The following is a 26,730-nucleotide window of genomic DNA, read 5'->3' as shown; positions in this document are numbered from 1 at the left end:
GCGAATCGTGGGAACATGGAGGCACGATGACAGAACTGACACACACCGAAGACCACGACGACGACCTGTACGACGGAGACCCGTCGACAGGTGAGATGGAGCTCGAGGACCGGGCGTCGCTGCGCCGGGTCAGGGGACTGTCCACGGAGCTGGACGACGTCACCGAGGTCGAGTACCGGCAACTGCGGCTGGAACGCGTCGTGCTGGTCGGCGTGTGGACCGAGGGCACGGCCCTGCAGTCCGAGGCGTCGCTGGCCGAGCTGGCGCGCCTGGCCGAGACGGCGGGCTCGGAGGTCCTCGAAGGCCTCATCCAGCGGCGGACCAAGCCGGACCCGGCCACCTACATCGGCTCGGGCAAGGTGCGGGAGCTGCGGGACATCGTCGGCTCCACCGGCGCCGACACCGTGATCTGCGACGGCGAGCTCTCGCCGGGCCAGCTGCGGCAGCTCGAGGAGAAGGTGAAGGTCAAGGTCATCGACCGGACCGCGCTGATCCTCGACATCTTCGCCCAGCACGCCCGGTCCAAGGAGGGCAAGGCGCAGGTCGAGCTGGCCCAGCTGCAGTACCTGATCCCGCGGCTGCGTGGGTGGGGTGCGTCGCTGTCCCGGCAGGCCGGTGGCCGTGCCGGTGGCGCGAACGGCGGCGTCGGCCTGCGTGGTCCCGGTGAGACCAAGCTCGAGACCGACCGGCGGCGGATCAACAAGCGCGTGGCGAAGCTGCGTCGCGAGATCGCCGCCATGGACACCATCCGCGAGACCAAGCGCGGGCGGCGGCTGGCCAACGAGGTGCCCAGCGTGGCGATCGTCGGCTACACCAACGCCGGCAAGTCGAGCCTGCTCAACGCGCTGACCGGGGCCGGGGTGCTGGTGGAGGACGCGCTGTTCGCCACCCTCGACCCGACCACGCGGCGCGCGCAGACCGCGGACGGGCGCGGCTACACGCTGACCGACACCGTCGGGTTCGTGCGGCACCTGCCGCACCAGCTGGTCGACGCGTTCCGCTCGACGCTGGAGGAGGCCGCGGACGCGGACCTGCTGCTGCACGTGGTGGACGGGTCCGACCCGGCGCCGGAGGAGCAGGTCAGCGCCGTGCGCGAGGTGCTCGGCGAGATCACCCGCAAGCGCAAGGAACCGCTCCCGCCGGAGCTGCTGGTGATCAACAAGATCGACGCGTCCGACGAGGTCAGCCTCGCCCGGCTGCGCCACGCGCTGGCCGGGTCGGTCCAGGTCTCGGCCCGGACCGGGGCGGGCATCACCGAGCTCGTCGACGTGATCGCCGACCGCCTGCCGCGGCCGGAGGTCACCGTCGAGGTGCTCGTGCCCTACTCGCGCGGCGAGCTGGTCGCGCGGGCGCACGCGGACGGCGAAGTCCTCGAAGAGGAGCACGCCGAGGAGGGCACGCGCCTGCTGGTGCGGGTCCGCCCGGATCTCGCCGCGGCTTTGCGCGAGTACGAGACCAACTCGACCAGGGCCTGAGACGTCTCCGTAGTGTGCGGCTGCAGGAGTCGCACACTACGGAGGTGGCTGGGTGCGCTGGGCTGTCGTTCTCGTCTTCATGGCCGTGTTCGCGGGGGCGGTGCCCGCGTCGGCGGCCGAGACACCCCAGCCGTTGTGCACGGTGAAGGACTCCCGCCTCGGCGAGCTGTCCGGCCTCGTCTCCGACGGGGCGAAGTTCTGGGCGATCAACGACGGCGGCACGAAGGTCCAGGTGTTCGTGCTCGGCCGCGACTGCAAGGTCCAGAAGGTCATGACCGATCGGACGGACCCGTTCGACGTCGAAGACCTGGCCCGCACGCCCGACGGGCGCCTGTGGCTGTCCGACACCGGCGACAACCAGAAGGGCCGGCTGACGGTCGCCCTGCTGGAGATGAGCCCCGAGGGCAAGGTCACCGTGCACCGGCTGACCTACCCGGACGGCCAGCACGACACCGAAGCGCTGATCATGGACAAGGCGGGCACGCCGTACCTGATCACCAAGGACATCCTCGGCGAAGCCCGCGTCTACCGGCCTTCGGGGCCGCTGGCCAGCCCCGGGCCGACGAACCTGGAGAAGGTCGGCACGGTCAAGATCGAGACGACGGACACCCAGGGCGGGCCGGTGGGCTCGATCGGCTCGGTGCTGGTGACCGGTGGTGCCTCGATGGCTGACGGGAGCGCCGTCGCCCTGCGGACCTACACCGACGCCTACGTGTACGCGGCCCCGGACGGAGACGTCCTGGCCGCGTTGCAGCGCACGCCGGTCCGGATTCCGTTGCCAGGGGAGAAGCAGGGCGAGGCGATCGCGTTCGACCCCGACGGGACTCTCGTGTCCGGCAGCGAAGGCGTCGGCCAGCCCCTCCGCACGGTGCGGGGCGCGGCGGCACTGGCCGCGCAGTCCGGCGCACCGGCGGAGGGGACGACCGGCGCGAACGTGTCGTCCGGCTCGGCGGGGGACGGGGCCGGGCTCCCCGTCCTGCCCGCCGCCGGGATCACGCTCGCGGTGGTCGGCCTCGGCTGGTTCGGCTTCAGCAAGCTGCGCCGCCGAAGCCGTCGCTGATCCCGGCTCCCCACGGCCGAAGATCATCCGATCCGGTGAAGCTTCCGGGCCGTGCGAGAGCCCGGAAGCGTCCTCTCAAAGACGTCGCAGGACCGCGACGACCTTGCCGAGCACCGTGGCGTCGTCGCCGGGGATCGGCTCGTACGCCTCGTTGTGCGGCATCAGCCAGATGTGGCCGCCCTTGCGCTTGAACGTCTTGACCGTGGCCTCGCCGTCGATCATCGCCGCGACGATCTCGCCGTTGTCCGCGTCCGGCTGCTGCCGGACGACGACCCAGTCGCCGTCGGTGATGGCCGCGTCGACCATCGAGTCACCGGTGACCTTGAGCAGGAAGAGCTCGCCCTCGCCGACGATCTCCCGCGGCAGCGGGAAGACGTCCTCGATGGCCTGCTCGGCCAGCACCGGGCCACCGGCGGCGATCCGGCCGACCAGCGGCACGTACGCCGCCTTCGGCATGACCGGCTGCTGGTCCATCTCGATGCCCATGGGGTTGTCGTCGGTGGCCGCGAGGACGCCGACCGCGCGCGGGCGGTTCGCGTCCCGGCGCAGATAACCCTTGCGCTGCAACGCGCGCAGCTGGTGCGAGACCGACGACGTCGACGTCAGCCCGACCGCCTCGCCGATTTCGCGGACGCTCGGCGGGTAGCCGAACCGGCTCACCCACGTGCGGATCACGTCGAGCACCTGCTGCTGGCGGACGGTCAGCGTCTCGTCCACGTCGTACACCTCGGGCATGGCGTGCACCTTGCCCGAGCCACCGGGGGACCCACTGGTCCTGCCCGCCTTGTTCTCCTTCGCCACTGCGTCGCCTCCCAGACGTTCGCTGCACGTATCGCGCGCCGGCCGCCGCCCGCCGGGTGCGGGCAGCCTCGCCGGCGGCACCTGCCCGGCAGATGCCCTGGTCACCGACGTTAGCCCCCGGGCACGACGATTTCAAACATCTGTTCGATCGACACGCCGTGTCCGCTCGATTTTGTCGGTGGTAGGTGGTAGACCTTCGCACGGGCGTTCGATAGAACGCCTGTTCGACCTTGATCCACGGGCCGGCTCCGGCCCCGGAAAGGGGCGGACACCAGGGTTTCGAGGAGGTTCGGATGTCCATTCTGGCCGAACGCGGGCACGCCCGCCCGGCGACCCCGGTCCCGGCGCAGCCCCGTCCCGTGCGCGTGCTGCGCGGGCGACGCGGTGAGGTCCAGCGCCCGCCGACACGCGCGCGGGTCGTGGCGGGCCGCCGTCCGGCCGGCGCGCCCTGCGCGGCGCCCCGGCGGGTGCCGGTGCGGTGGCCGTGGCTCGCCGCGCTCGCCGTCGCGAGCTGCCTCGTGGTCACCGGGTTGGGGCTGTTCGGGGGCGGTGGCGCGGGCGCTCCGGTGCCGGAGCGGACCGCGACGGTGTCGGTCGGGCCGGGCGACACGCTGTCCTCGCTGGCCGCGCGGTTCGCCCCGGACAGCGAGCCGGGTGCGGTCGTCGCCCGGATCAAGGAGCTCAACCGGCTGGACCGGGCCGTCCTGGTGCCCGGGCTGCCGCTGACGGTCCCGGTCGCCGATGCCGTGCCCGCGCCCTGACCCCGCCCGCCGAGAATCACCCGCTCCGGTGAAACCATCGGTCACGCGGACGGCGGCGTCCCGCCGGGCCCGCGGCACCGGCCGCGGGGTGTGCGGCGCGCGGGTTCCGCTGCTCCACCAGGGTGACGTCGCTCCGGCCTCCGCGCCGCGGCGGTCCGGCGTCCGGCGAAGCGCGTCCGAGCCTCCGGGCGGCGGTCGGCCCAAGCTCACCCAGGCGTGCTCGAAACCCGCCGTGTCGCTTGCGCGCACCTCCGCCGAGTTCTACGCTCGCCCGCTATATGTAGTAGTTACACCGCTGTAGTTGGTCCACAGGTTGGGGTAGACTGGGCAGCAGTTGTCCACAGCTGGTCGGCCTTTACCCACCGGATGTCCACAAGTCGATCACCAGGTGCAGGGGTACCGGGTGCTCGGGCAGCGGCCGCGCGTGGCGGCCGCGGACGTCGACCGGGGCGGCCGGCGCGGAGGGGAAGGTGATCGGCGGATGAGGTGCCCGTTCTGCCGGCATGCGGACTCTCGGGTCGTCGACTCCCGAGAGGTGGATGAAGGCCAGGCGATCCGCAGGCGGCGCTCGTGCGCGTCGTGCGGACGGCGGTTCACGACGTCGGAGACGATGGTGCTCGCCGTCGTCAAGCGGTCCGGGGTCACCGAACAGTTCAGCCGGGACAAGGTGGTGAGCGGCGTCCGCCGCGCCTGCCAGGGCAGGCCGGTCGACGACGACGCGCTGCAGCAGCTCGCGCAGCGCGTGGAGGAGTCGATCCGCTCCGCCGGGCTGGCGGAGATCCCGAGCCACGAGGTCGGCCTGGCCATCCTGGGCCCGCTGCGTGAGCTCGACGGGGTCGCCTACCTTCGGTTCGCCAGCGTCTACCGGTCCTTCTCCTCGGTCGAGGACTTCGAGAAGGAGATCGCCGATCTTCGTGAGGCCATGGCGGGTTCTGCTGCCCAGAAGGAGAGCGATCAGCGCGAAGACGGCGACTAGCCGTCCCGCTGCGGGAGTGAGGGATCGACCGATGACCGAAACCGTGGGAGCCGGCGCGGCCGCCGGCAAGAAGAGCAAGGCCGCCGGCGGGCTGAGCGTGCAGCGCGTCTTCACGACCGAGGGCCAGCACCCGTACGACCAGGTCACCTGGGAGCAGCGGGACGTCGTGATGACCAACTGGCGCGACGGCTCGGTCAACTTCGAGCAGCGCGGCGTGGAGTTCCCCGAGTTCTGGTCGGTCAACGCGACCAACATCGTCACCAGCAAGTACTTCCGCGGCGCCGTCGGCAGCCCGCAGCGCGAACGCAGCCTCAAGCAGCTCATCGACCGGGTCGTGAAGACCTACGTCAAGGCCGCGCGCGACCACGGCTACTTCGCCACGCCGCAGGACCTCGAGATCTTCGAGCACGAGCTCACCTGGATGCTGCTGCACCAGGTCTTCAGCTTCAACTCCCCGGTCTGGTTCAACGTCGGCACGGCGTCCAAGCAGCAGGTGAGCGCCTGCTTCATCCTCGCCGTCGACGACACGATGGAGTCGATCCTCAACTGGTACCGCGAGGAGGGCCTGATCTTCAAGGGCGGCTCCGGCGCCGGCCTCAACCTCTCCCGCATCCGCTCCTCGAAGGAGCTGCTGACCTCCGGCGGCACCGCGTCGGGCCCGGTCTCGTTCATGCGCGGCGCCGACGCTTCCGCGGGCACCATCAAGTCCGGCGGCGCCACCCGGCGCGCGGCGAAGATGGTCGTGCTCGACGTCGACCACCCGGACATCGAGGAGTTCGTCCAGACCAAGGCGCGCGAAGAGGAGAAGATCAAGGTCCTCCGCGACGCCGGGTTCGACATGGACCTCTCCGGCGCGGACATCTCCTCGGTGCAGTACCAGAACGCGAACAACTCGGTCCGCGTGTCCGACGAGTTCATGCAGGCGGTGGAGAACGGCACCGACTTCGGCCTGCGCGCCCGGCTCACCGGCGAGGTGATCGACCGGACCGACGCGAAGAAGCTGTTCCGGACCATCGCCCAGGCGGCGTGGGAGTGCGCCGACCCCGGCATCCAGTACGACGGCACGATCAACGACTGGCACACCTGCCCGGAGTCGGGCCGGATCACCGCGTCGAACCCGTGCAGCGAGTACATGCACCTCGACAACTCGAGCTGCAACCTCGCGTCGCTGAACCTGCTCAAGTTCGTCACGCCCGAGGGCACGTTCGACGCGCCGCTGTTCGCCCGCGCCGTCGAGTTCGTGATCACGGCGATGGACATCTCGATCTGCTTCGCGGACTTCCCGACCGAGCCGATCGCCGACACCACGCGGAAGTTCCGCCAGCTCGGCATCGGCTACGCGAACCTGGGCGCACTGCTGATGGCGCTGGGCCACGCGTACGACTCCGACGGCGGCCGCGCGCTCGCGGCGGCGATCACGTCGCTGATGACGGGTGTTTCGTACCGGCGTTCGGCGGAGATGGCCCAGGCGGTGGGCGCGTACGAGGGTTACGCGCGCAACGCCGAGGCGCACCAGCGCGTGATGCGCAAGCACGCGGCGGCGAACGAGCTCGTCCGCACCTACCACTCGAACGACGCCGCGGTCCGCGCGCTGGCGACGGAGGAGTGGAAGAAGGGCATCGACATCGGCACGAAGCACGGCTGGCGCAACGCGCAGGCGTCGGTGCTGGCGCCGACGGGCACCATCGGCTTCATGATGGACTGCGACACGACCGGGATCGAGCCGGACTTCTCGCTGGTGAAGTTCAAGAAGCTCGTCGGCGGCGGGTCGATGCAGATCGTCAACCAGACGGTGCCGCGCGCGCTGACGGCGCTGGGCTACCAGGACGAGCAGGTCGAGGCGATCGTCGAGTACGTGGCGCAGCACGGCCACGTGGTCGACGCGCCGGGGCTGCGCCCGGAGCACTACGAGGTGTTCGACTGCGCGGTCGGCGAGCGGTCGATCGCGCCGATGGGCCACGTCCGGATGATGGCGGCGGTGCAGCCGTTCCTGTCGGGCGCGATCTCGAAGACGGTCAACATGCCGGAGTCGGCGACGGTCGAAGAGGTCGAGGAGATCTACTTCCAGGGCTGGAAGCTCGGCCTCAAGGCACTGGCCATCTACCGCGACAACTGCAAGGTGGGCCAGCCGCTGTCGACGGCGAAGAAGGAGAAGGCCGCCGACGCGGCGGAGCCGGAGAAGGTCGTCGAGTACCGCCCGGTCCGCAAGCGCCTGCCGAAGAAGCGCCCGAGCCAGACGGTGTCGTTCACGGTCGGCGGCGCGGAGGGCTACCTGACGGCGGGCTCGTACCCGGACGACGGCCTCGGCGAGATCTTCGTCAAGCTGGGCAAGCAGGGTTCGACGCTGGCGGGCGTGATGGACGCGTTCTCGATGTCCATTTCGGTCGGTCTGCAGCACGGCATCCCGCTGGAGTTCTACGTTTCGAAGTTCTCGAACCTGCGTTTCGAGCCGGCGGGCATGACCGACGACCCGGACATCCGCATCGCGACGAGCGTGATGGACTACCTGTTCCGCAGGCTGGCGTTGGACTACCTGCCGTACGAAAAGCGCTCGCAGCTGGGGATCCTGTCGGCGGACGAGCGGTCGGCGGAAGTCGAGGCGAACTACGGCGGCACGCCGAATGTGGACATCGAGGCGTTGCGTTCCACAGTGGACTCATCGCCGGAGCCGCACGCGGAGGAGCAGGAGCACCCCCACCGAGAGGCCCAGACGACAACGGAGCTGATGGAGCTGCGCCTCGGCAAGGCGGCGGACGCCCCGCTGTGCATGACATGCGGAACAAAGATGCGCCCGGCGGGTTCGTGCTACGCGTGCGAAGGCTGCGGCGCGACCTCGGGTTGTAGCTGACGACCGGAGCCGGGCGGGCGCGTGGAGTGCCCGCCCGGCTCCTTCGGCTCATGGAGATCACTTCCGGCGGTACCGAAGGTCCGCGGCTCGACGGCGAGCTCGCCTCCCGCGACACCAACGTCTACGGGCTGGTGCTCGGCGACCACAGTCCCGAGGAGCTGGCGCGGACTTTCGCGCGGGCAGGCTGGCGCGCCCGCAAGTCGTCCCGCGACGAGTACGAAGTCGAGCACACGTGGGCGCAGCTCCGGTTCTTCTCGGACGGCGACGGGGCCGCCGTGTTCGCCGGAACCGTCGAACCCGCTGACCTCACCCGTCTCACCGGCACTTTCACCAGCCTCGGCTTGTCCGTCCGGATCGACGAAACCTGACGGCCCGGCTCACTCGAAGGCTTGCTGCAGCTCCGAAATCGGCGGCAGCTCGGCGACGAACCCGAACCGCCCGGCGCGCATCTCCCGTGCACCATCCATAAAGGACTTCAACGCCAGCCGGGACAGCGCCGCCCCGATGCTGATGCGGCGTACCCCGATCTCCGCCAGCTGCTCCAGCGTGATCGACGGGTCCGCGAAGCCCATCACCACGTTGACCGGCTTGCCCACCGACGTCACGACCGCGCGTATCTCCTCCAGCGTCCGCAAGCCCGGCGCATACAGCACGTCCGCGCCCGCCTCCTCGTACGCCTGCAGACGACGGATCGTGTCGGCGAGGGTGTCGGCCCCCAGCCAAAGGTTCTCGCAGCGGGCGGTGAGCACCACCGAGCGGGCGCGGGCCGTCTCGACCGCCGCTCGGACGCGGTCCACCGCCAGGCCGAACTCGTAGATCGGGTTCCGGCTGTCGCCCGTGTGGTCCTCGATGGACGCACCCACCACGCCGGCGTCGGCGGCCGCGTCGATCATCTTCGCCGCCTCGGCCGGGTCGTCGGCGAAACCGTTCTCGAGGTCCGCGTTCACCGGCAACGGCGTCGCCTCCACGATCTCGCGGCAGTTCGCCAGGATCTCCGCGCGGGTGGCGCGGGTCCGGCCCACCACGTTCGCCACGCCCAGGCTCGTGGTCGCCAGGGCCGGGAACCCCAGGTGAGCCAGCAGCCGGGCCGTTCCGGCGTCCCACGGGTTCGGCAGCAGGAAGGGCTCGGGGCGCTCGTGCAGCGCGCGGAACCGGTCAGCGGTCGTCATGTCCTCAGCTTCCCGCCGCCCGCGCCATCGGACAAATGCATAGTTTTCGCACCATCCCATCAGGAATACGGATCGGGTGACGGTTGCACCGCTCGCAGCCCACCGCCAGCTGCCGGATCCACGAGCTGGAACGCGGGCTCGGCGCCACCCTCTTCGAGCGGACGGGCCCCCGCGCCCTGCCCCCGCACGCCGAAGCCGCCCTCGCCGCCATCCGCGACGGCGAACGCGCCGTGCGGGAACGGGGCACCTCCTTCCGGCTCGCCCTCGTCGGCGCCCTCGCCGACTCCCACGTCGTCGACGCGCTGCGGGCGTACACGGCGGAACACCGAGTCGACGTGGACCTGCGCACCGCCACCAGCCGCGAAGTCAGCGCGCTCGTCCGCAGCGGCGAAGCGGACCTCGGCGTGCGCTACCACCCCGACGCCGACTTCCCGGCGGAACGCGGCGGCTCCGGCTCCTACCGGGGGCTGGTGGAACACCACCTGGCGGCGGGCCTCACGCACCCCATCATCACGACCGTCGACAGCCTGACCGCGCAGAAACGCCTGATCGAGGCCGGGCTGGGCGTCGCGTTGATGCCGCTGGCGAGCATCCGCGAGGAACTGCGGATCGGCAGCCTCCGCACGGTGGACGTCGCCGGGCTGGACGCTCGCGTGCCGGTGGTCGCCGTCCGTCGCCCGGGCGGCCACCGCACCCCGGCGGCGGACGGGTTTCTCTCCGCACTGACGGAAAACGCATTCACCCATGACCGGCATCACGTATTCCGGGATTCCCCACCTGCGTAACGCGGTTTTCGTTCGCGGCTCACTAGTCCTTTCGGCCGTACGGGCACCCCCGTCGTCTCGATTTCACTCGTTCGAGTTAATGTTCGTGGTCAGGGGGATCGAAAACCTGTTCCCCCTCGTCACGCACTTTTCGTGCGGCACCGGGGAGGGAACCGCTCGAATGGCCTCGCTCGTCGTCGATGAACCGATGCCCGAAACCGCCGCGAGACCGCGGGGTAAGGGATTTTCCCACTGGTGGACGACCGGCATCGTCCTCGCGATCTTCGCCTTTCTCGCCTGGCAGCGCCGGTGGGTGTGCGACGACGGCTTGATCGTCCTGCGCACCGTCCAGAACCTGCTCGACGGGAACGGGCCGGTGTTCAACGCGGGGGAGCGGGTCGAAGCCAACACGAGCACGCTCTGGACGTACCTCCTCGCCGTCGGCGGGCTGCAGCCGTGGCTCCGGCTGGAGTGGGTGGCGGTCTTCGCCGGGCTGCTCGCCGCCGTCGCCGGGCTGTTCTTCGGGCTCGACGGCGCCCGCCGCCTGTTCCCGGGCCGCCGGGTCGTGCCCGCCGGGGGCCTGGTCGTCCTCGCGCTGCCGCCGTTCTGGGACTACGCCACGTCGGGGCTGGAAACCGGGCTCGTCACGCTCTGGCTGTCGCTCGTGTGGTGGCAGCTGGTCCGCCACGCCGCGGGCGGCCCGGTCCGGACCTGGCCGACCGCGCTGCTCATCGGCTGCGGCCCGCTGGTCCGCCCCGAGTTCGCGCTCGTCTCCGCGATCGCGTTCGCCGCGCTCGTGGCCGTCGCCCGGCCCGGGTGGCGCCGCGCGCTCGGCTGGCTCGTGCTCGCCGGCGTGCTGCCCGTCGGCTACCAGGTGTTCCGGATGGGCTACTACGGGCTGATCACCCCCAACACCGCGCTGGCGAAGGAAGCCACGCAGGCGCGCTGGGACCGCGGGTGGTACTACCTCGTCGACTTCTTCGGCTCGTACTGGCTGCTGGTGCCCGTCGTGCTGCTGCTCGTCGCGGGCGGGTTCGCCCTGCGGAGCCTGGAGCGCAAGACGCTGATCGTCGCGCTCGCGCCGGTGCTCGCGGGCCTCCTGCTCGGCCTGTACGTGACCCGCGTCGGCGGCGACTACATGCACGCCCGGATGCTGCTGCCGGTGCTGACCTGCCTGTTGCTGCCGGTGATGGTCGTGCCGCTGACCCGGTGGACGGCGCCGCTCGTGGTGGCCGTCGTGGCCTGGACGGTCACCAGCGCCGTCGGCCTGCGGCCGGATTCGGCCGAGCAGCACAAGATCGGCGCGCACGGCATCAGCGACGCCCGCGTGTTCTGGGTCGACACGACGGCGAAGGAGTACCCGATCACCGCCGACGACGCCGCGCTCGTCCCCGGCTACCTGCCCGAGCTGGCCGCGGCGCGCGCGAACACCGCGGGCCCGGTCGTGGCGGTGTCGCCGCACGGGTCGTGGGTGGTGCTCCCGGCGACGCGCACGGTGATCTCGACGCCGGGCGCGCTCGGGTTCCCGGGGATGCTGCTGCCGCGCGCGGAGACCGTGGTCGACGACCTGGGGCTGGCCAGCCCGCTCGCCGCGCACACGCTCGCGATCCCCGGGCGTCCGGCGGGGCACCAGAAGCTGTTGTCGGTGGCCTGGACCGTCGCGGACGCCGGGGTGGGCACGCCCGAAGAGCTGTCGGCGGCCTCGGGCGGAGCGGTCTACGGCGAGGAGGTCGCGGCGGCGCGGCGCGCGCTCGCCCGGCCGGAGATCCGCGAGGTGCTCGACTCGGTCCGCGCGCCGCTGACGTTCGACCGGTTCTGGGACAACCTCGTGCACGCGGTGGGCCGCAGCCGGCTCCGCTTCGACTCCCGGCCGTTCGAGGCGCAGTTCGGCCGCTGAGAGCTTCACGGAATCTCCACGAAAGCGGCGTACGACGTCCACAGCCGGACGGCATCATCGGCCTGGTGAACTGGCTCCAGGACTTCGAAGCCGCCGCGGCGAGCAGACCCGAGGACCCGCCGTGGGAGCGGGGCGCGCGGCTGCACCCCGACGTCGCGCGGAGCGTGCAGCGGTTCCAGGTCGGGGAGGCCGGGGACGGCGCCAACCTCATCGCGAAGGCCGCCGGCGACGAGGCCTACCTCGCCGCCGTCCGGTTGTTCGTCGCGGAGGAGCAGAACCACGCGCGGATGCTCGCCGAGCTGCTCGCGGCGGCCGGGGTGCCCACGATCGCGGGGCACTGGTCGGACACGGTGTTCGTGTGGCTGCGGCGGCTGCTCGGGCTGCGGCTCGAGCTGATGGTGCTGCTCATCGCCGAGGTCGTGGCCCTGCGGTACTACCGCGCGCTGCGCGACGGCACGGAGGACCCGCTGGTCACGCAGGTGGCCGCCCGGATCCTCGCCGACGAGGAGCGGCACGTGCCGTTCCACTGCCACCGGCTGCGGATCGGCTTCGGCGGCCTGCCCGGACCGGTCCGCGCGGCGGTGTTCGCCGCGTGGCGGGTGTTGCTGCTGGGGGTGGCGGCGACGGTGGCGGCCGACCACGGCCCGGCCCTGCACCGCCTCGGCGTCGGGCGGCTCGTGTTCGTCGCGGACGTGCTCACCGCGTTCGAAGCCGCGCTCGCGCGGATCCGGGGTGAGGAGCCGAAGCCGCGACGCCGGTACGTCCCGAAGCGCGCCCGGCCGCGCGGGCTCGTCTAGAGCGAGCGGCGGGCCAGCTCCCGCAGGGCCTCGGCGATCCGCTCCGGAGACACGCCCCGCGACGTCTGGTGCAGAAACAGCTCCGGTGCCAGCGGCGCCAGCAGAACATCGGCCAGCACCTCGGGGTCCGCCGCCCCCGCCGCCTCCGCCAGCGCCCGGACGTGCGTGCGCCAGAAGCCGTACGCGCCCGTCGTGAAGCGGGAATGTCCCACCTCCGCGCCCAGCACCAGGTGCGCGTGCCGCGTCAGCAGCTCCACCATCGCCGCGTAGAACGCCGCCAGGCGGTCCGCCGGTGGTGCCCCCGGTCCCAACGGCGGCTCGCCGCGCAGCAACTCCTCCTGCAGGCGACGCTCGTGCTCGTCCAGCAGCGCCACGGCGATCGAAGCGCGGTCCGGGTAGCGGCGGTACAGCGTCCCGCGGCCGACGCCGGCCGCGCGGGCGATGTCCTCCATCGTCACCTCCGCCGCGCCGCGGGCGGCGAACAGCTCCTCGGCCGCCGCGAGGATCTTCGCTCGGTTGCGGGCCGCGTCCGCGCGTTCGGGCATGGCCGCAGCCTAGGGAATAAGCGGACGTAGCGTCCAGTTGACCTCAAGCGGACACCGCGTCCACTTGAGGAGGAACCCGTGACCCACCTGCTGCACCTCGACTCCAGCGCCCGACGCACGTCGTTCTCGCGCGAGCTGTCCGCGCGCTACGCCGCCCGCTGGACCGGCACCCGGACCTATCGCGACCTCGCCGCCGATCCCGTCCCCGTGATCGGCGAGGCCTGGACCGAGAGCTGCGACGCCCTGCTCACCGCCGGGATCACCGATCCGGCGCACTACGCCGACGTCGTCGAGACCCCCGGCCAGAAGCAGGCCTGGGCGATCGTCGAGCCGCTGCTGGCCGAGCTGCTCGAGGCCGACGTCGTCCTGATCGGCGCGCCGATGTACAACTTCTCGATCCCGGCGGCGCTCAAGACGTGGATCGACCAGGTGACGTTCCCGCGCATGTCCCTGCGGGGCAAGGCGTTCGTCATCGCGGGCGCCCGCGGCGGGACGTACGCGCCGGGGACGCCCCGAGCGCCGTTCGACCACCACGAGCGCTACCTGCGCGACTTCATCGCGGGGCACTACGACGTCGACGACGTCCGGTTCGTGCACGCCGAGCTGACCAACGCGCTGGTCGACCCGCACCTCGCCGCGCGCGACGGGGACCGGAAAGCCTCACTCGACGCGGCACTGGCGGCGCTCTGATGGGCTGGGTGACGCTCGTCTTCGCCGGGCTGGTCGAAATCGCCTGGTCGCAGAGCATCAAGCCGACGGAGAACTTCACGAGACCGTGGCCGACGCTGCTGTGCTTCGTGCTCGGCGCCGCCGCCGTCTACCTGCTTTCGCGCGCGATGGACACCGTCCCGGTGGGCACGGCCTACGCCGTGTTCACCGGGATCGGCGCCGTCGGGGCGATCGTGCTCGGCGTCGTCGTGAGCAAGGACCCGTTGAGCGTCGGCCGGGTGGCCGCGCTGGCCCTGATCGTCGGCGGCGTCGTGCTCGCGCGCGTCACTTCGTGAGCTGCTCCCACAGGAACTCGAACACCAGCGCCCACTTGAACGCCAGCTGCTCGTTGTCCGCCGCGGCGCCGTGGCCGCCTTCGATGTTCTCGTGGTAGCGGACGTCGTGCCCCTGCTCACGCATCCGCGCCACCATCTTGCGGGCGTGGGCGGGGTGCACGCGGTCGTCGCGCGTCGACGTCACGAACAGCGACGGCGGATAAGTGCGTCCACTGTGGACGTTCTGGTAGGGCGAGTACTTCGCGATGTACTCCCACTCCGCGGCTTCGTCGGGGTCGCCGTACTCGGCCATCCACGACGCCCCGGCCAGCAGCAGGTGGTAGCGGCGCATGTCCAGCAGCGGTACCTGGCTGACGATCGCGCCGAACCGCTCCGGGTAGCGCGTCAGCATGACGCCCATCAGCAGCCCGCCGTTGCTGCCGCCCTGGATGCCGAGCTTCGCCGGCGTCGTGATCCCGCGTTCGACGAGATCCGCGGCCACGGCGGCGAAATCCTCGTACACGCGGTGGCGCCGCGACTTGATCGCCTGCGTGTGCCAGTCCGGCCCGTACTCGCCGCCGCCGCGGATGTTCGCGACGACGTACGTGCCGCCGCGCGCCAGCCAGCCGCGGCCGATCATCCCGCTGTACGACGGCGTCAGCGAAACCTCGAAACCGCCGTAGCCGGTCAGCAGCGTCGGGCCGCCTTCGGCGCCGGACGGCCGGACGACGAAGTACGGGATCTTCGTGCCGTCCTCGGACGTCGCGAAGTACTGCGCCACGCTCATGCCCGAAGCGTCGAAGAACGCCGGAGCCTGCTTCAGCACTTCGACCTCTTCGCCGACGTGGCCGTAGCTCAACGTCGACGGCTGCAGGAAGCCGCTGGAGTTCAGCAGGTACTCGTCGCTGACGTCGGGGTCGGTGTCGAAGATGTCCGCGCTGCCGAACTCCGGACCGCCGGCGAGGGGCTTTTCGGTCCAGCCGCCGTCGCCCGGCGTGAGCGCGCGCAGTTCCGTGCGGACGTCGCGCAGCGTGCCGAGCAGCAGGTGGTGGCGCGTCCAGGCCCAGTAGTCGAGCGACGTGTGCTCGTCGGGCGTGAAGAGCGTGGCGAACGTCCGGTCGCCGGCCATGAAGTCGTCGAAGCGGATCGCGATGAGCGAACCGGCGGGGTGCTCGGCGCCGCCGACAGCCCACGCCGTCCGCGGCCGGACCAGCAGCCATTCGCGGTGCACCGACGCGCTCGCGTCGTCCGGGACGTCGATCTTGACCAGCCCGTCGCCCGTCCGCAGGTACAGCTCGGAGCGGTAGAAGTCGATCGCGCGGCTGACGAAGTCGCGTTCGAAGCCCTCGGTCGGGTCGTGGGACGCGCCGATCGAGACGTCGTCGGGCTTGCCCTCGTAGACGGTGACGGCTTCCTCGAGCGGCGTGCCGCGGCGCCACTCCTTGGCCAGCCGCGGGTAGCCGGAGCTGGTCAGCGTGCCTTCGCCGAAGTCGGTGCCGAGGTAGACGCGGTCCTCGTCGATCCAGCCGATGCGCGTCTTCGCCTCCGGCACCGTGAAGCCGCCCTCGACGAACTCGTGCGCGTCGAGGTCGAACTCGCGGACCACGGTGGCGTCGGCGCCGCCGCGCGACAGCTCGACCAGGCCGCGCCGGAAGCCCGGCCGCAGCACGGCCGCGCCCTGCCAGACCCAGTTCTCGCCCTCGGCCTCGGCCAGCGCGTCGACGTCGAGCAGCAGCTCCCACTCGGGTTCGGCGCTCCGGTAGGACTCCAGCGTCGTCCGCCGCCACAGGCCGCGCGGGTGGCTCGCGTCCTGCCAGAAGTTGTAGAGGTACTCGCCGCGGCGGCGCACGTACGGGATCCGGTCGTCGGCGTCGAGCACCTCGCGCAGCTCGTCACGCAGCTCGGCGAAGCGGGCGCCGGTGGTCAGCTCGGCCAGCGTTTCGCCGTTGCGGGCGCGCACCCAGTCCAGCGCGTCGCCGCCGGTCACGTCTTCCAGCCACAGGTACGGATCCTCGACACTCATGACCACAGTCTCGCCCGGTCACCGGCCCCGCGGCCACCCGGTGGCGTTTTCGTTTCGTGATCCCTGCCTCCGCGCCGGTCCGTATGCTGGTGCCCAGTGATCAGGGGGAGAACGTGAACGACGTCGAGCCGCCACCACCGTCACCACCCGTGGCGGCCCGGCCGCCGGAAGCCGCTTGGGCGCCGGAGCCGAACCCGTGGGCACCCAACTGGGCCGCCGCGCCGCCCGTCCCGATCGCCCCGCCGCGCAACCGGCTGTGGGGCGCCGTCGCCGGGGTCCTCATCGTCGTGCTGACCATCTCGCTGATGGCGGCCACCATCCCGCACCGGGTCGACGGCCACGCGTACGCCGCGCAGGGCGCCGACACCGGCCGCGCGTACGGCGGCACCGGCGCGGACGTGAAGCCCGTGCCGGAGCTGGCCCGCAACCCGCTGCTCGCCGACGGCATCTCGCCGGGGCCCGCGACGTGCGCCCTGCCCGACCTCGGCCGGGCCGCCGCCCAGCTCAAGGCCTACTACCAGACCCTCGTCGACTGCCTCGAGCAGTCCTGGCGCCCGGCGCTGGAGAAGGCGAACGAGCCGACGCTGACCGCGACCGTGTCGGTCACCCTGCCCGACCACAGCGCGTGCGGGAAGGCGCCGACGGAGAACGAAGCCGTCGCCTACTACTGCGGCGGCGACACCACGATCTACGCCCCGACCGACTGGATGCTGGCCGACGCCGGGCTCAACAAGGCCCGCCACATCGCGACGATCGCCCACGAGTACGGCCACCACGTGCAGCGCGAGAGCGGCATCCTGTCCGCGGCGGCGGACAAGATGACCTCGCCGGACGAGGACAGCCCGGCCGACAAGGAGGTCGTCCGCCGCATCGAGCTGCAGGCGAACTGCTTCGGCGCGCTGTTCCTGGCGGCGGTCGCGGGCTCGGGCTCGATCAGCCGGTCGCTGGCGAACGCCGCCGTCGCCGACTACGGCCGCGCCAACGACAGCGACACCCACGGCTCGCGCGAGCACCAGCTGTCCTGGGCGAAGGCGGGCTACGACCGCAAGACCACGAAGGCATGCGACACGTGGAGCGTGCCGGCCGCCGAGATCAGCTGACCGTCCACCCGGGATCGCGCCCCAGCAGGGCGAGGAACCGGTCGAGGTCGCTCGCGTCCGATGCGACGTCGAGGCGGTGGGTGAAGCTGCCGTTGACTTCGCGGCCTTCGTCCGGGATCCGCTCGGCGAGCACCAGGGCGGCGCGGACGGCTTCGGCGTCCGGCTCGTAGGGCAGGCCGAGCGCGCGGGCCAGGTCCCAGCCGTGCGCGACGGTGTCGACGAGGTGCATGTGCGCGGCGACCGTGCCGGGGAACGTGCCGAAGTAGTTGATGGTCAGCTGGCGCTCCAGCACGGCGTCGTCGGCGAAGGCGGCGAGGAAGTCGTCGACGGAGGCCCGGTACGCGGCTCGGGCGTCGTCGCCGAGGTCACCGGCGTCCCAGTCCGGGGCCGAGCCTTCGCGGGCGGCGGTGGCGAAGGCGTGGTTTTCGCCGACCTGGTGGCGGAGCAGGTCGGCCAGCGTCCAGCCGGTGCACGGGGTGGGGCGCGCGAGGTCGTCCGGCTGGGCGGCGGCGACCAGCTTGTCGAGGACGAGCAGGCTGCGGCGGTCGAGTTCGCGGAGATCCATACCCGCACGCTAAGCGGGGGAGCGGACCACGAGAAGTGCCAAATCCATGCCTCTTCCGGTGTGCCAATCTGGGGGTGATGGACGTCCACATCGACCTGACCGGGACGCGCGGGCACCGCGACGCGATCTACCGGCAGCTGCGCGCGGCGATCCTCGACGGCCGGATCCGGCTCGGTGAAGCGCTGCCGCCGACGCGGGAGCTGGCGCAGCGCCTGGCCGTCTCCCGGACGACGGTGAGCGCGGCCTACGACCGGCTCACCGCCGAAGGGTTCCTCACCGGCCGCGTCGGCGCGGGCACGTTCGTGACGGCGTCCGCGACGGCCCGGCCGTTGCCCGCGCTCGTTTCGGGAGTGCGGCCGCTGCCGGAGTGGGACGCGGTCCCGGCGCCGCCCGCGCCGTTCGCCCCGGCACCCGAGTTCGACTTCCGGCCCGGCGTCCCGGACCTGACGCGGTTCCCGTTCGACACGTGGCGCCGCCTGGTCACCCAGCGGCTGCGCGCGGGCCAAGCCGACCTGATGACCTACGGCGACCCGCAGGGCCACCCCGGCCTGCGCACCGAGATCGCCCGGCACGTCGGCGTCTCGCGGGACGTGCGGGCGAGCGCGGAGCAGGTCGTCGTCACCGCCGGGGCCCAGCAGACGACCGACCTGGTCGCGCGGGTACTGCTGCGGCCGGGCGACCTGGCCGCCGTCGAGAACCCCGGCTACCCGCCCCCGCGGCTGGTGCTGAGCGCGCGCGGGGTGCGGGTCGCGCCGGTGCCGGTGGACGCCGAGGGGATCGTCGTCGGCGCCATCCCGGCAGGAACGGGGCTGGTGTACGTGACGCCGTCGCACCAGTACCCGCTGGGGCTGGCGATGTCGCTGGAGCGCCGTCTCGAGCTGCTGGACTGGGCGGAGCGGGCCGACGCGGTGCTCGTCGAGGACGACTACGACACGGAGTTCCGCTACACCGGCCGGCCGCTGGAACCGTTGCACAGCCTGGATTCCCGCGGCCGCGTCGTGTACGTCGGGTCTTTCTCGAAGGTGCTTTCCCCGGCGTTGCGGCTGGGTTTCTTGATCGCGCCGCCGTCGCTGGTGCCCGCGCTGGTGAAGGCCCGCTACCTGACCGACTGGCACGCGCCGAACGTCGAGCAGGCGGCGTTGGCGGCGTTCATGGCCGAAGGCGGGTTCGCCCGGCACGTCCGGCGGATGCGGAAGGTCTACCGGGAGCGGCACGAGCTGCTCTCGGCGTCGCTGGCTTCGTTCGCCGACTTCCTGACGCCGTTGCCGTCTTCGGCGGGCCTGCACCTGAGCGCGACGGCCGAGTCGGACTGCGGCCCGCTGGTCCGCGCGGCCCGGCGGCACGGCGTGCGGCTGTACTCGCTGGGCGACTTCGCCGTGGGCGAGCGGCGGCACGGGCTGGTGTTCGGCTACGGTGCGGTCGCGGCCGAGCGGATCGGCCCGGGGCTGGCCCGGCTGCGGGCGCTGGCGGACGAGGGAGCGGCATGACGGACGACGTGATGGTGGCGATCGACGCCGGCCTGCGGCAGCACATCGGCGGCGACCGGGCGGGCGCGTACGCGACGTTCGCGGAGTTGTGGGCGTCGATCGGCCCGGAGGGCGACCCGCTGCACCGCGTCGCGCTGGCGCACCACATGGCGGACGTGTGCGACGACCCGGCGGAGGAGCTGGAGTGGGACTTGCGCGCCCTGGCGGCAGCGGATTCCCTGACGGACTCGCGGGCCCAGGAGTACCACTCGTCGCTGGCGGTGCGCGGGTTCTACCCGTCGCTGCACCTCAACCTGGGCGAGGACTACCGCAAGCTCGGCGACCTGAAGGCGGCCCGCGAGCAGCTGGAACTGGCCCGAGGCCGCCTGGACGCCCTGGCGGACGACGACTACGCGGCGGGCATCCGCGCGGCACTGGACGGGCTGGCCGAACGCCTCGGCTGAATCGGTGTCAATACCACGAACAGGCCCCGTTTGCCGGACTTTCGCGCACGTCCCGCCGCCCTTACCCTGTGGTGATCCAGCTCACCGACGGGAAGGATCGCCATGCGGATTGCGGATCTGCTGCGCAAGAAGGGGTCGGCGGTCGCGACGGTCACCCCGGAGACGACGGTGACCACGCTGCTGGCCGGCCTGGCGGAGAACAACGTGGGCGCGATGGTGGTGGTGCACCCGGACGGATCGATAGCGGGAATAGTCTCGGAGCGCGACGTCGTACGGCGCCTGCACGAGCACGGCCCCGGCCTGCTGGACGGCCCGGTGTCGGAGATCATGACGAAGCTGGTGGCGAGCTGCACCCCGGACGATTCGGTGGACCAGCTGTCGGTGCTGATGACGGAGAGGCGGATCCGTCACGTGCCGGTGCTGTCCGACGGGCGGCTCGCTGGGATTGTTTCCATCGGGGACGTCGTCAAGAACCGGATGGAACAGCTGGAGCAGAGCCAGGAGCAGCTGCAGGCTTACATCTCGCAGGGGTAGTGGTTCGCGTGTGCTCGCCGGAACCTCCGGCGAGCACACGGCTGTCCCGGTGCTATTCCCGCCAGCCGGTGAGTTCCACGCCCTTCGCCACGTCCACCCGGTACGACAGCTTCACCTCACCCGTCTGCCCCGGTGCCAGCGTCAACTTCCACGTGTACTCACCCAGCTCCGAAGTCTCCACCGGCTCAGGTGACGTCTTCACGTCCTTCACGGTGATCCCGTCGTCCCGCGAAACCGGCGCCTGATCCAGCACCGTCACCACCGCTTCCCGAGGCCCGTGGTTCCCCACCGAAATCCGATACTCCGCCTCCCGCCGCTTCTGCCCGGACAACGTCGCCTTCGAAGCGGTACGGCGAACCAACTCCCGTTCGACCCGGATCCGGTCGTCCACGCCCAACGCCAGCTCCAGCTCCTCCCCGGGAGCCCAGGCCTCCAGAGACGTGGTCCCCACGAACTCCGCGTCGTGGAACACCGAAGCCCGCCCCGGCCGCAAAGCGTGTTCCGAAGTGTTCACGACCGTGGCCCGCAAATACGCTTCCTCCGCCAACACCGGCGCCGTCACATAACCCAGCTCAGCCGTCAGCGAAAGCTGCGCCAACGTCGTCCGATGCCCGGAAGCACCCGACGGCACGGCGACCGGACGCGAAGGCCGGTACGTCACGGCCGTGGTTCCCTGTTCGACCGAAGCGACCTTCGGCGCCATAGCCGCGGCGAAACGCATAGGCGCACCCTCAGGCGTCCCACCGCCCGCGCCGCCGTACGCCGCCGCGGGGAGGGCGGGGGCCCCCGGGGCGGGGAGCACCCGGTCCAAGTACCACGGCGAAAGTTCCGGTACCACCACCGAAACCGCGGGCCGCGCGGTCGACAAAGCGAGTTCGCACTCCGGCCAGTCCTCACCCGTGTGCTGACTGACCAGCCCGTACGAAACCACCGTGACGTCGGTCCCGCGAACCCGGATGTCATACCCCGGCTCCCAGCTGGCCCCGGGGACCACATAGGACAGTTCCAACTCCGCAGACCCGGCAGGATCCGAAATCTCCAGCTCGACGACCACCGAAGTACTGTCCTCTTCGGACCGCGCGCTGTGGGATTCGATCTGCCGATCAAGAGCAGCGAGGTCCTCGCGCAGCCGGGTGATCCGATCGGAAAGCACCCGACGAGCCTTCAACGCGGCGGCCAACCGCGAACTCAACGCATCGGTGACCTCGGCGACGCGCGAAGGCTCAGCAGTCCCAGCGGCCAACGCCTTCGCGAAGCTCCCACCACTGCGCTTCGCCAGCGAAGTCAGCAGATCCACCTTCATCGCTTCAGCGGCTTCGTCGTCCACGACGCCATCGAGCACCGCCTGGTCCGCACGCCGTTGCTCGACAAGAGCCCGAAGCGCCGCGTCAGCCGGAGAAGCGTGCCGCTCGGTCCGGACGTCGACGCCCGTGATCAACGCGGGCCCGGTACCGGTGACGCGCACGGACCCCGGGTCGAGCGCCAGGGGCAGCCCGGCGAACGTCAGGCGCGGGCCGTCCGCCAGCGGGGCCTTGCCCCGGCGGGTGATCCGGGCCTGCTGCGGGTAGACGGTCACGGCGGCGATCGGCGCTTCCACGGTCGGCATGCCCCCGACGTTAGTCTCTTGACACCCCCGCGGCCGGAGCGGAAGTCTCGAAACCCGTCCGCTTCGCCCGGCTTGGGGGTTTGAGTGAAAGCCGCTGTCCTGCTCTTCGCACTGGCGACCCTGCCGCTGACCGCGGTGCCCGCCGAAGCCGCGCCGCCCGCGCCCGTCTTCACCGGCGGCCAGGCACAGCCCGCCTTCGACCCCGCCGACGTCATCCGCGAAGACGTCTGGGTCACCGCTCCCGTCGACAGCGACCACGATGGCGCCGACGACCTCGTGCACGCCCAGGTCGTGCGCCCGCGCGCCACGCAGCAGGGCCTGAAGGTGCCGGTCGTCTACCAGGCCAGCCCGTACTACGCCGGCGGCAACGACGTCGCCAACCACAACGTCGACGTCGAGCTCTACGCGCCCGGCTACGCCCGCGGCCCGGAAGGCCCGCGCGTCGCCGCGCACGGTATCGGCCCGGCCACCCCGATCACCTGGCGCTACCAGGACTACTTCACCGCGCGCGGCTTCGCCGTCGTCTACGGCGAATCGCTCGGCACCGGCCTCTCGACCGGCTGCCCGACCACCGGCGACGTCAACGAGACCGTCGGCGCGCGCTCGGTCGTCGACTGGCTCAACGGCCGCACCGCCGCGAAGGACGCGAACGGCGCCGCCGCGAAGGCCGACTGGAGCACCGGCAAGACCGGCATGATGGGGGTGTCCTACAACGGCACGCTGCCCAACGCCGTCGCGAGCACCGGCGTCGAAGGCCTCGAGACGATCGTGCCGATCGCCGCGATCTCGAGCTGGTACGAGTACTACCGGCACGACGGCGCCGTCGTCGCGGCGGGTGGGTTCCAGGGCGAGGACGCCGACGTGCTCGCCGAGTACGTCTACACCCGCGAAGACCGGCAGGTCTGCCGCCCGGTGATCGACGGCCTGACCCGCGACCAGGACCGCGTCACCGGCGACTACACGCCCTTCTGGGACGTCCGCAACTACCGCAACGACGTCGGCAACGTGCACGCCTCGGTGCTCGCCGTGCACGGCCTCAACGACTGGAACGTCAAGACCGAGCAGGTCGCGACCTGGTACGAAGCCCTGAAGGCGCGCGGTGTCGAGCACAAGATCTGGCTGCACCAGTCCGGGCACGCCGACCCGTACTCGCTGCGGCGCGACGTCTGGCTCGCGACGCTGAACAAGTGGATGTCGCACTACCTCTACGGCGTCGACAACGGCATCCAGAACGAGCCGAAGGCGACGATCCAGCGCGAGGACCTGTCCTGGACCGACGAGGCCGACTGGCCCGCGCCCGGGACGTCCGACGTGCGCGTGTACCCGTGGCCGGGCGGCCGCTCGAAGGGCACGATCGACACCCGCACGCCGGTGCCGGGCATGGCGGCCGTCGAAACCCTCGCCGACGACTCGTCCAAGACGATCGAGCAGTTGGCCGGTCTCGCGTCGTCCGGCAACCGCCTGCTGTACGCGACTTCGCCGGCGAAGCAGTCCGTACGTCTCTCCGGTACCGCGCACGCCGACCTGGCGCTGGCCTTCGACCGGCCTGCGGCGAACGTCTCGGCGGTCCTGCTCGACCGCGCCCCCGACGGCACGTCCCACGTCATCAGCCGCGGCTGGACCGACCCGCAGAACCGCACGTCGCCCGCGCGCACCGAGCCGATCCGGCCGGGGCAGACCTACCGCATCGGCGTCGACCTGATGCCGAAGGACTACATCCTCGCGGCCGGGCACCGGCTGGAGGTCCTGGTCGCCTCCAGCGACCACGACTACACGCTGCGCCCGAAGCCGGGCGCGGGGCTGGCGCTCGACCTGACGCGCACGTCGGTGACGCTCCCGGTGACGGGCGGCAAGCCCGCGCTGCGAGCCGCGTTCGGCTGATGCTGCCGGAGCACCTCCGCGCCGACGTCGCGACGCTGTGGGAGTACCACGACCTGCGACACGAGCCGCGGCGTTCGGACGTCGGCGTCGGGCTCGGCAGCCGGGACCCCGGCGTCGCCGCGCACACGGCGGAGCTGTTCCACGCCGGACGGTTCCCCCTGGTCGTGTTCACCGGGGCCAACGCGCCGACCACGGTGGACCGCTTCCCGCGTGGCGAAGCGGTCCACTACCGCGAGATCGCGCTGGAGCTCGGCGTGCCCGACGACGTCATCCTGGTCGAGCCCGAGGCCCGCAACACCGGCGAGAACATCGCGTTCACCCGGCGGCTGCTGACGGGGCGGGAGATCCGGTCGGTGACCCTGGTGACGCGGCCGTACCAGCAGCGCCGGGCGTACGCGACGGCCAAGCGGCTCTGGCCCGGCGTCGACGTCGTGTGCGCGTCGAAAGCGGCGTCGTTCGAGGACCACGTCGCCGGGGAAGAGGACGTCGAGCGCGTGGTCGGCATGCTCGTCGGCGAGACCCAGCGGATCACCGAGTACGCCGCGCGCGGCTTCGCGATCCCGCAGCACGTCCCGGCGCGCGTCGAGCGGGCGTCCGGCCGGCTGGCCGACGCCGGGTTCACCCAGCGTCTCCTCCCGCGCCGCTGAAGATCACGCAATGTAACGATCTTCGCAGGTCAGGCGACTCACAGGCACTTAGCGAGAGGAACCGCCATGACCTCCACCGCCGAACCCACCCTGGAAAGCCTGCGCACGCAGCTGGCCGGCGCGGTGCTCACCGCCGGCGACCCGGGTTACGACACCGCCCGGTCCGTCTGGAACGGGGAGATCGACCGCCACCCCGCGATCGTGGTGCGGCCCGCCGGAGCCGCGGACGTGGCGGCGGCGCTCACGTACGCCCGCGAAGCCGCGCTCGACGTCTCGGTGCGCGGCGGCGGGCACAACTTCGGCGGCGCCGCGGTCGTCGACGGCGGGCTCTGCCTCGACCTGAGCTCCCTCCAGGACATCACCGTCGACCCGGTGAGCCGCACCGCGCGCGTCGGCGGGGGAGCGACGTGGGCGCAGCTCGACGCCGCCACCCAGGAGCACGCGCTCGCGGTGCCGGGCGGCACGGTCAGCCACACCGGCGTCGGCGGGCTGACCCTCGGCGGCGGCTTCGGCTGGCTCACCGGCAAGCACGGCCTGTCCTGCGACAACGTGCTCTCGGCCGAGGTCGTCACCGCCGACGGGCAGATCCTGCGTGCCTCCGCCGACGAGCACCCCGACCTGTTCTGGGCGCTGCGCGGGGGCGGCGGCAACTTCGGCGTGGTCACCGAGTTCGAGTTCCGGCTGCACCCGGTGGGCCCGATCGTCCACCTGGCCATGTTCTTCTGGAGCCTCGAGGACGGCGCCGCCGCCCTGCGCCAGGCCCGCGAGGTGCTCGAGACGCTGCCCGGCGAGATGGGCGTGCTCGTGGCCGGGCTCAACGCGCCGCCCGCGCCGTTCGTGCCCGAGGCCCACCACTTCCAGCCCGGCTACGCGCTGCTGATCGCCGGGTTCGAGGGGGAGGAGCACCACGCCGAGGCGATCCGCGGCGCGCGGTCGGGGCCGGCGCCGCTGTTCGAGTTCGTCTCGCCGATCCCGTACGTGGAGCTGCAGAAGCTGATCGACGACGCCGCGCCGTGGGGCATCCTCGGCTACGAGAAGGCCGCCTTCGCCGACGGCTTCACCGACGAGGTCATCGACGTGATCACGGAGTTCCTGCCGCGGAAGACCTCGCCGATGTCGATCATGCCGGTGTTCTCGATGCACGGGGCGTTCACCGAGCCCGACGACGACGCGACGGCCTTCGGTGGCGCACGGCGCAAGAGCCTGGCCGTGAACATCGCCGCGATCGCCCCCGAGCCGGAGCTGCACGCCGCGGACCGCGCCTGGGTGCGCGAGTTCTGGGCCGCGCTGGTGCCGCACGCGTCCAACTCGGCCGGTTACGTCAACTTCATGAACGAGTACGAAGAGGACCGCGTCCGGACGTCGTACGGCGCCGCGAAGTACGACCGCCTGGCCCGGATCAAGGCGCAGTACGACCCGCGCAACGTGTTCCACCACAACGCGAACATCCCGCCCGCGAAGTGAGGGGTCAGCCGGCGATGCCCGCCCGGTAGGCGAAGGCCACGGCCTGCGCGCGATCGCGCAGGCCCGCCTTCGTGAACAGGTGGTTCACGTGGGTCTTCACGGTGGCCTCGCTGACCACCAGGGTCCGCGCGATCTCGGTGTTCGACAGCCCGGCCGCGATCAGCCGCAGCACCTCGATCTCGCGCGCGGTCAGGCCTTCGACCTCCTTGACGCGCCGGGGCGTGCCGCGGGTGGCGGCCTCGACGAGCCGTCGCTGCAGTTCGCCGTCCACTGTGGACTGCCCGGCCGCGGCCGAGCGCAGGGCCCTGGCGATGGCCTCGGCGTCGGCGTCCTTGGTGAGGAACCCGCGGGCGCCGGCGCGCAGGGCGGCCAGCAGCGACTCGTCGTCGGCGTAGGTGGTGAGCACGACGACCTCGGTGCCCGGGTGCTCGGCGCGGATCCGCTCGGTGGTCTCGACGCCGTCGCAGCGCGGCATCCGCAGGTCCACGAGCACGACGTCGGGGTGGTGCTCGGCGACCAGGTCGAGCGCGGTGAGCCCGTCGGCGGCCGCGCCGACCACCTCGACGCCGGGCAGCAGCCCGAGCAGCGTGACCAGGCCTTCCCGGACCACCGCCTGGTCGTCGGCCAGCACGACGCGCAGCGTCACGCCGGCACCGTCAGGTGAACCCGCCATCCGTCCTCCCCCGGCCCGCTCTCCACGTGCCCGTCGAGCAGCGCGACCCGTTCGCCCATCCCGCGCAAACCGTAGCCTGCCGCCGCCGCGTCCGGCGGCCGCCTGCCCTGCCGGTCGGCCACGGTCAGCGCGACCGACCCGGGTTCGTACCCGAGGGTGACGTCGACGTCGGCCTGCGCCGCGTGCTTGCAGGTGTTGGCCAGCGCTTCTTGTACCGCCCGGACCAGTGCC

General features: G+C 71.8%; 25 protein-coding genes. 18 read left to right on the top strand and 7 right to left on the bottom strand.

Annotation, left to right across the window (positions count from 1 at the left end):
* Nucleotides 1-26 precede the first annotated feature (26 nt).
* Nucleotides 27-1,475, top strand: a complete 1,449-nt coding sequence (gene hflX / locus QP939_RS50525; protein WP_285454113.1) for a GTPase HflX — start codon at nt 27-29, stop codon at nt 1,473-1,475.
* 52 nt (nt 1,476-1,527) lie between these two features.
* A complete protein-coding gene (locus tag QP939_RS50520; protein ID WP_414641647.1) occupies nt 1,528-2,535 on the top strand; it encodes an SdiA-regulated/phytase-like domain-containing protein in 1,008 nt (335 codons plus the stop codon).
* Between the two features lie 75 nt (nt 2,536-2,610).
* Here QP939_RS50520 and lexA read toward each other — a convergent pair whose 3' ends face one another.
* Nucleotides 2,611-3,270, bottom strand: coding sequence for a transcriptional repressor LexA (gene lexA, locus QP939_RS50515; protein WP_167384977.1), 660 nt, complete (start codon nt 3,268-3,270; stop codon nt 2,611-2,613).
* A gap of 359 nt (nt 3,271-3,629) precedes the next feature.
* Between lexA and QP939_RS50510 the strand changes: the two genes are divergently transcribed.
* From QP939_RS50510 to QP939_RS50495, 4 genes are all read left to right on the top strand, one after another.
* Nucleotides 3,630-4,097 (top strand): LysM peptidoglycan-binding domain-containing protein, encoded by a 468-nt coding sequence (locus tag QP939_RS50510; protein WP_285454112.1) that lies wholly within the window; start codon nt 3,630-3,632, stop codon nt 4,095-4,097.
* Nucleotides 4,098-4,578: 481 nt separating this feature from the next.
* Nucleotides 4,579-5,073 carry a transcriptional regulator NrdR gene (gene nrdR / locus QP939_RS50505; protein ID WP_285454111.1) on the top strand — a complete coding sequence of 165 codons (495 nt, stop codon included), beginning with the start codon at nt 4,579-4,581 and terminating at the stop codon, nt 5,071-5,073.
* 31 nt (nt 5,074-5,104) lie between these two features.
* Nucleotides 5,105-7,921 carry a vitamin B12-dependent ribonucleotide reductase gene (locus tag QP939_RS50500; protein ID WP_285454110.1) on the top strand — a complete coding sequence of 939 codons (2,817 nt, stop codon included), beginning with the start codon at nt 5,105-5,107 and terminating at the stop codon, nt 7,919-7,921.
* A 50-nt stretch (nt 7,922-7,971) separates the two neighbouring features.
* Entirely contained in the window at nt 7,972-8,289 is a 318-nt protein-coding gene (locus QP939_RS50495; protein ID WP_285454109.1) for a hypothetical protein, read from the top strand.
* A 9-nt stretch (nt 8,290-8,298) separates the two neighbouring features.
* On the opposite strand, the gene QP939_RS50490 is transcribed toward QP939_RS50495, so the two are convergent.
* A complete protein-coding gene (locus QP939_RS50490) occupies nt 8,299-9,090 on the bottom strand; it encodes an isocitrate lyase/PEP mutase family protein (protein ID WP_285454108.1) in 792 nt (263 codons plus the stop codon).
* 83 nt (nt 9,091-9,173) lie between these two features.
* On the opposite strand from QP939_RS50490, the gene QP939_RS50485 reads away from it, so the two are divergent.
* From QP939_RS50485 to QP939_RS50475, 3 genes are all read left to right on the top strand, one after another.
* Nucleotides 9,174-9,875 (top strand): LysR family transcriptional regulator, encoded by a 702-nt coding sequence (locus QP939_RS50485; RefSeq protein ID WP_285454107.1) that lies wholly within the window; start codon nt 9,174-9,176, stop codon nt 9,873-9,875.
* A 187-nt stretch (nt 9,876-10,062) separates the two neighbouring features.
* On the top strand, nt 10,063-11,751 hold the full coding sequence (locus QP939_RS50480; RefSeq protein WP_285454106.1) for an arabinofuranosyltransferase AftB family protein: 1,689 nt from the start codon (nt 10,063-10,065) through the stop codon (nt 11,749-11,751).
* 56 nt (nt 11,752-11,807) lie between these two features.
* Nucleotides 11,808-12,548, top strand: coding sequence for a ferritin-like domain-containing protein (locus QP939_RS50475; RefSeq protein ID WP_352252897.1), 741 nt, complete (start codon nt 11,808-11,810; stop codon nt 12,546-12,548).
* Here the strand turns inward: QP939_RS50475 and QP939_RS50470 are convergent.
* On the bottom strand, nt 12,545-13,093 hold the full coding sequence (locus QP939_RS50470; protein WP_285454104.1) for a TetR/AcrR family transcriptional regulator: 549 nt from the start codon (nt 13,091-13,093) through the stop codon (nt 12,545-12,547). The two genes, QP939_RS50475 and QP939_RS50470, sit on opposite strands and share 4 nt — an antisense overlap.
* Nucleotides 13,094-13,171: 78 nt before the next feature.
* Here QP939_RS50470 and QP939_RS50465 point away from each other — a divergent pair, with 78 nt between their 5' ends.
* Nucleotides 13,172-13,783 (top strand): FMN-dependent NADH-azoreductase, encoded by a 612-nt coding sequence (locus QP939_RS50465; RefSeq protein ID WP_285454103.1) that lies wholly within the window; start codon nt 13,172-13,174, stop codon nt 13,781-13,783.
* Nucleotides 13,783-14,097, top strand: coding sequence for a DMT family transporter (locus tag QP939_RS50460; RefSeq protein WP_285454102.1), 315 nt, complete (start codon nt 13,783-13,785; stop codon nt 14,095-14,097). The genes QP939_RS50465 and QP939_RS50460 overlap by 1 nt, the downstream gene beginning before the upstream one ends.
* Here the strand turns inward: QP939_RS50460 and QP939_RS50455 are convergent.
* Nucleotides 14,087-16,099: a prolyl oligopeptidase family serine peptidase gene (locus tag QP939_RS50455; RefSeq protein WP_285454101.1), complete on the bottom strand. Its 2,013-nt coding sequence runs from the start codon at nt 16,097-16,099 to the stop codon at nt 14,087-14,089. The two genes, QP939_RS50460 and QP939_RS50455, sit on opposite strands and share 11 nt — an antisense overlap.
* 113 nt (nt 16,100-16,212) lie before the next feature.
* Between QP939_RS50455 and QP939_RS50450 the strand changes: the two genes are divergently transcribed.
* Entirely contained in the window at nt 16,213-17,199 is a 987-nt protein-coding gene (locus QP939_RS50450; RefSeq protein WP_285454099.1) for a neutral zinc metallopeptidase, read from the top strand.
* Here the strand turns inward: QP939_RS50450 and QP939_RS50445 are convergent.
* Complete coding sequence (locus QP939_RS50445; RefSeq protein ID WP_285454097.1) at nt 17,192-17,764, bottom strand: TIGR03086 family metal-binding protein; 573 nt, start codon at nt 17,762-17,764, stop codon at nt 17,192-17,194. The two genes, QP939_RS50450 and QP939_RS50445, sit on opposite strands and share 8 nt — an antisense overlap.
* A gap of 77 nt (nt 17,765-17,841) precedes the next feature.
* Between QP939_RS50445 and pdxR the strand changes: the two genes are divergently transcribed.
* From pdxR to QP939_RS50430, 3 genes are all read left to right on the top strand, one after another.
* A complete protein-coding gene (gene pdxR / locus QP939_RS50440; RefSeq protein WP_285454096.1) occupies nt 17,842-19,251 on the top strand; it encodes a MocR-like pyridoxine biosynthesis transcription factor PdxR in 1,410 nt (469 codons plus the stop codon).
* Nucleotides 19,248-19,694, top strand: a complete 447-nt coding sequence (locus QP939_RS50435; RefSeq protein ID WP_285454095.1) for a hypothetical protein — start codon at nt 19,248-19,250, stop codon at nt 19,692-19,694. Before pdxR ends, QP939_RS50435 begins: the two co-directional genes overlap by 4 nt.
* Nucleotides 19,695-19,796: 102 nt before the next feature.
* A complete protein-coding gene (locus QP939_RS50430; protein WP_285454094.1) occupies nt 19,797-20,228 on the top strand; it encodes a CBS domain-containing protein in 432 nt (143 codons plus the stop codon).
* Between the two features lie 52 nt (nt 20,229-20,280).
* Here QP939_RS50430 and QP939_RS50425 read toward each other — a convergent pair whose 3' ends face one another.
* Complete coding sequence (locus QP939_RS50425; RefSeq protein ID WP_285454092.1) at nt 20,281-21,834, bottom strand: DUF4139 domain-containing protein; 1,554 nt, start codon at nt 21,832-21,834, stop codon at nt 20,281-20,283.
* An 84-nt stretch (nt 21,835-21,918) separates the two neighbouring features.
* On the opposite strand from QP939_RS50425, the gene QP939_RS50420 reads away from it, so the two are divergent.
* From QP939_RS50420 to QP939_RS50410, 3 genes are all read left to right on the top strand, one after another.
* Nucleotides 21,919-23,715 carry a Xaa-Pro dipeptidyl-peptidase gene (locus QP939_RS50420; RefSeq protein ID WP_285454091.1) on the top strand — a complete coding sequence of 599 codons (1,797 nt, stop codon included), beginning with the start codon at nt 21,919-21,921 and terminating at the stop codon, nt 23,713-23,715.
* Nucleotides 23,715-24,362 (top strand): YdcF family protein, encoded by a 648-nt coding sequence (locus QP939_RS50415; protein ID WP_285454090.1) that lies wholly within the window; start codon nt 23,715-23,717, stop codon nt 24,360-24,362. Before QP939_RS50420 ends, QP939_RS50415 begins: the two co-directional genes overlap by 1 nt.
* Nucleotides 24,363-24,428: 66 nt before the next feature.
* Complete coding sequence (locus QP939_RS50410) at nt 24,429-25,826, top strand: FAD-binding oxidoreductase (RefSeq protein ID WP_285454089.1); 1,398 nt, start codon at nt 24,429-24,431, stop codon at nt 25,824-25,826.
* A 4-nt stretch (nt 25,827-25,830) separates the two neighbouring features.
* On the opposite strand, the gene QP939_RS50405 is transcribed toward QP939_RS50410, so the two are convergent.
* Entirely contained in the window at nt 25,831-26,472 is a 642-nt protein-coding gene (locus tag QP939_RS50405) for a response regulator (RefSeq protein WP_285460035.1), read from the bottom strand.
* Nucleotides 26,473-26,730: the final 258 nt, after the last annotated feature.

This window comes from Amycolatopsis nalaikhensis (assembly GCF_030264295.1).
In the GTDB taxonomy this organism is placed as follows: Bacteria; Actinomycetota; Actinomycetes; order Mycobacteriales; family Pseudonocardiaceae; genus Amycolatopsis; species Amycolatopsis nalaikhensis.
Note: the sequence above shows the minus strand (reverse complement) of the source record. Positions and strands in the feature narration are given on the sequence as shown.

Bases quoted from the DNA above. Each gene is read 5' to 3' on its own strand.
- hflX (WP_285454113.1), top strand. From the start codon at position 27: ATGACAGAACTGACACACACCGAAGACCACGACGACGACCTGTACGAC.
- lexA (WP_167384977.1), bottom strand. From the start codon at position 3,270: ATGCCCGAGGTGTACGACGTGGACGAGACGCTGACCGTCCGCCAGCAG.
- QP939_RS50510 (WP_285454112.1), top strand. From the start codon at position 3,630: ATGTCCATTCTGGCCGAACGCGGGCACGCCCGCCCGGCGACCCCGGTC.
- nrdR (WP_285454111.1), top strand. From the start codon at position 4,579: ATGAGGTGCCCGTTCTGCCGGCATGCGGACTCTCGGGTCGTCGACTCC.
- QP939_RS50500 (WP_285454110.1), top strand. From the start codon at position 5,105: ATGACCGAAACCGTGGGAGCCGGCGCGGCCGCCGGCAAGAAGAGCAAG.
- QP939_RS50495 (WP_285454109.1), top strand. From the start codon at position 7,972: ATGGAGATCACTTCCGGCGGTACCGAAGGTCCGCGGCTCGACGGCGAG.
- QP939_RS50490 (WP_285454108.1), bottom strand. From the start codon at position 9,090: ATGACGACCGCTGACCGGTTCCGCGCGCTGCACGAGCGCCCCGAGCCC.
- QP939_RS50480 (WP_285454106.1), top strand. From the start codon at position 10,063: ATGCCCGAAACCGCCGCGAGACCGCGGGGTAAGGGATTTTCCCACTGG.
- QP939_RS50470 (WP_285454104.1), bottom strand. From the start codon at position 13,093: ATGCCCGAACGCGCGGACGCGGCCCGCAACCGAGCGAAGATCCTCGCG.
- QP939_RS50460 (WP_285454102.1), top strand. From the start codon at position 13,783: ATGGGCTGGGTGACGCTCGTCTTCGCCGGGCTGGTCGAAATCGCCTGG.
- QP939_RS50455 (WP_285454101.1), bottom strand. From the start codon at position 16,099: ATGAGTGTCGAGGATCCGTACCTGTGGCTGGAAGACGTGACCGGCGGC.
- QP939_RS50445 (WP_285454097.1), bottom strand. From the start codon at position 17,764: ATGGATCTCCGCGAACTCGACCGCCGCAGCCTGCTCGTCCTCGACAAG.
- pdxR (WP_285454096.1), top strand. From the start codon at position 17,842: ATGGACGTCCACATCGACCTGACCGGGACGCGCGGGCACCGCGACGCG.
- QP939_RS50435 (WP_285454095.1), top strand. From the start codon at position 19,248: ATGACGGACGACGTGATGGTGGCGATCGACGCCGGCCTGCGGCAGCAC.
- QP939_RS50430 (WP_285454094.1), top strand. From the start codon at position 19,797: ATGCGGATTGCGGATCTGCTGCGCAAGAAGGGGTCGGCGGTCGCGACG.
- QP939_RS50425 (WP_285454092.1), bottom strand. From the start codon at position 21,834: ATGCCGACCGTGGAAGCGCCGATCGCCGCCGTGACCGTCTACCCGCAG.
- QP939_RS50415 (WP_285454090.1), top strand. From the start codon at position 23,715: ATGCTGCCGGAGCACCTCCGCGCCGACGTCGCGACGCTGTGGGAGTAC.
- QP939_RS50410 (WP_285454089.1), top strand. From the start codon at position 24,429: ATGACCTCCACCGCCGAACCCACCCTGGAAAGCCTGCGCACGCAGCTG.